Raw genomic sequence first — 3,425 nt, 5'->3', positions numbered from 1 at the left:
GTTTTTCCGTACCCGACATGCCGTTAATGCTCCGAGGGCCTTGGCGGATGGTACGGTAGCCTGTGATTTTAAAGATTTTTGCCAATGCGCTTTTTTCCGGAGCGATATCCCGTTGCAGCAGCGTCGGTTCGCCTTTCTTAAGCTCGTCGCCATGCATGATTTCCAGACTCATATCATGCTGCTTGGCAAATTCAACAGTAGTATGCGCTGTAAACGGTTTTTTGCCATCGTCCGCAATAAAACCGCCTATCAGGCAGATACCATGCCGATTCGGCACTTCAAATTCTTGACGTACCCGCAGGTTATTCAGGAAATCTTGGCGGAATTTTTTCTCCATACCATCTATCAACTCTTTCTCTTTGGCTTTCCAGTTAGCAGGGGCTTTGCCATGATCCGAAGGAATACGGAAATAACTCCGTACGATATAGGCATCGTTATTATCTAACTTAAAATACAAATCAGCTTCGTAGGGCATACCACGATCCTTGATAATATGCTCCCATTCAAAATCTCTACGCGTTACCTGCATCATCGCCCGTCCTGGAATTAGAGTACGGGTGTCAACAACAATATCGGTCCCATCTCGACCATTTTGCTTGGTCTCATTGATGGTGCTAACGTTTCTCTTCCAGTCGTTAAACAGAACCATTACGCTCCAGCCATTGTAATCAAGGTGTGTACTGCCGTGACGGCGATGGGACGGCAGGCGCAATTGATAGCGCCCGCTGCAATAGGGCTGTTCGGTCCAGTAGGCGCTATCGATAGATGAAGAAGCAGTAGTCATTGAGGAATTCCTTTCTGTAAGTGGAGAAACGGCAGGGGCGCATGCAGTAAGCAGAGAAACTGTCAGCAATACAGTAGCAATCGGTTTCATCATAAACTCCTTTCAGGGATTAATCTTCCTGTCCGCGTAAAGCGACAGATTCTAAAACAGCAAACAAAGCATCATGACGGGTTTCATCAAGATTATATGAAGAACCATGCTCGTAGCCGCCTACATTTTTATCTCCGGTTACCAATACATCTCTTCTATCAAAAAAACCTTGGGTAATCGGCGCTTCTCCCGAAGCAGTAGGGACGGTACCATCTCCTCGGTCTTCCCTCGTTTTTTTGGCAAGGTGAAGAAAGTAATCTTCACCCCTCAGTTTCATTTTTACCGTACCCCTAGGCCCGGAATCTTCAGGCTTAGTCAATACCGCCTCGATTAACTCTTGCTTAGTCAAGTCTCCAGGGAAATTCCTATCACTCACCCATTTAATAGTATCCCAAGTGAGGTGGTCTTTACTGTCGCAAAAACTGATTCGGGTTTTATTGTCATCAGTCAAATAATAAGTAGCATGTGTATGCTGATATCTTTGTACTATATTAAAATTATCCTCAAAAATATCCTCATCCGTTCTATCTTTTTGAAAGATGGTCTTTGCACCATTCGGATTAAAATTAATGTAGTCTATCTGCTCTTCTTGTTGCCCGTCATTAAGATTTTTGGGCTTGGTCGGCCACAAACCAAACCATTTATCATAATTTTGATAAAGCTCCTCAGTATTGAAACTGAAGCGTATATTTTTGCCCTTATCATCTGCCACATGAAGCCAAGCATTGGGATCGCTTACATTATCTCCATTAAAGCGGCAGGGGGTATAATTCGGCCAAGGAGTCAGCTGCATGGCACCAGGCGAATTGAGCAAAATGGGGGAAGTTGCGCGCGAAGTAAAACCCAGCACCCCTGCAAAACCTGCATCTTTCAATGCATTTAACCATAAAGTCGGCATGAAGTATTCATAAAAATGGCGCGGTGGCGGTTCATTACTAAATCCTGCCCTTAACCGTTTATAAAAAGCAGGAGAACCCGTAGCGGGCATAACATTATGAAAAATACCGCAGATTTTATCAGCGTTTTTAGTACCAGCTGGCTCATCACTGGTTGCCTGCTTTGCATATGCACGCGTTACCAAACCGCCCATAGAATGGGTAAGAATCAAAAATTGCTCACTATTGCATTCTTCCAATGCGCGCTGGATCCTGCTATTCAAGTCACTAGGACCAAAGGAGAAATTGGTACCATCCTCTTTTTTTGATTCCAAATACTCTAAAGACTTCGTATGGTACCCAGTCCCCGATTCAGCATTGTCACGCAACCAGTTGTAGCCGCATATATAGACAGGAAACTGATAATTCACTACTTTTTTCAGCCATTCCGCCAATATTTTCTGCGCTTCAACGCTAGACTCTTGTTCAGACAGAGGCTTTTCTAATTTTGGCTGCTCTTTGTTTCGATTGATGATATATCGATCTATCCTTGCCAATACGGCTTTCCAAGGCTGCGTATCTTTTTTCTGAGTAACAAAATTTTCATAATCACTATCACTCAAGCAATGCGCTCCATTTTGATTTCCATTGCTGGTTTTAGCAACATCTCGAATATCTTGAGCCAAATTATTCAGATTATTTTCTAAAAAAACCGTGAACTCTTGATAAGAATCAGCATGAACCGTTCCCCAGCCTCGAAAACGCAATTCTTCTTCTGTCAACTCGTTTTGATGGGGTTCCCCATTTTCCCATCTCTCTTTCCATTCTTCATATTTCTTTTGCTCATTGCTAATTTTCCAAGAATCAGAAGAGTGACTTTTTTGCAGCTGTGCCATTTTTAGATTGTGTCTGTGCTCACCGGCCTTTAAAATCTTATCTTTCAATCGTTTTGTATTGATTATTATAGGATTTTTAGGAATATGTGTTATCGGCCCTCGCCAATCGACGGCAGTCAATTCTTGATGAATTTCACGATGACGTGCTTTTACCCTACGAAACAGACCATCTTTAAACGCTGCACCTATTGATTTTAATAGACCGTTTGGCGGCATCCATGACTTTTCTACTGTCTCCTTCTTGAGTTCCTCCCAGTCCTTGTCCTGATTCTCCTCTCCGTTTTCAACGTCTTTTGCTGGTTCTCCCGATTCAGATTTTTTACTGGGCTTTACCCAACCGTTTCGATATTGCAGATTGGAGCCCATAATGCCGGGGAGAAGCATAATCGGCATATAGCGGGCAATCTCCATCTGACATTTTTGCTGATCTTCCGTAGATGTCATCCTCACTTGCGCAGTCGGATTGCCGTTTTTATCCAATGTCGGATTTAATTTAATATTTGGTTCACTCATTTCTTCTTGTCCTTAGGCAAAAGAGTCAAGGTAAATTTTTCCATAGTAGAATCATTGCGCTGAATACCGGTACTGCCATTTGCATCCGTAGTCCCCCGTATTTTGGTACCGTCAGCACGTGTTAAAACAAATCGGCGGTTTGCAATCGGGCTTCCATTTGGAGTGGTAACGATTACTTCCTGATCAAATTTGGATTTAGGCATATTATTAAACATGTGGCTCAAGCTCTGCGGCCCATTCACCACCAACGGCGCCCTCACCCGCACC

General features: G+C 43.4%; 2 protein-coding genes and 1 pseudogene. All 3 read right to left on the bottom strand.

The features are described from left to right. Positions 1-877: T6SS immunity protein Tli4 family protein (locus tag HMPREF2700_RS06820; RefSeq protein WP_283129692.1), on the bottom strand; the 877-nt coding region annotated here is incomplete at its 3' end. A gap of 16 nt (positions 878-893) precedes the next feature. Then, positions 894-3,158, bottom strand: coding sequence for a lipase family protein (locus HMPREF2700_RS06815; protein ID WP_070591135.1), 2,265 nt, complete (start codon positions 3,156-3,158; stop codon positions 894-896). Continuing rightward, positions 3,155-3,425 (bottom strand): annotated as a pseudogene (locus HMPREF2700_RS06810) (type VI secretion system tip protein VgrG); the annotation flags it as partial. The pseudogene HMPREF2700_RS06810 and the gene HMPREF2700_RS06815, both read right to left, overlap by 4 nt.

The organism is Neisseria sp. HMSC068C04 (genome assembly GCF_001810105.1).
In the GTDB taxonomy this organism is placed as follows: domain Bacteria; phylum Pseudomonadota; class Gammaproteobacteria; order Burkholderiales; family Neisseriaceae; genus Neisseria; species Neisseria flavescens_B.
Note: the sequence above shows the minus strand (reverse complement) of the source record. Positions and strands in the feature narration are given on the sequence as shown.

Coding starts and splice junctions, on each gene's coding strand:
- HMPREF2700_RS06815 (WP_070591135.1), bottom strand. CDS start 3,158: ATGAGTGAACCAAATATTAAATTAAATCCGACATTGGATAAAAACGGC.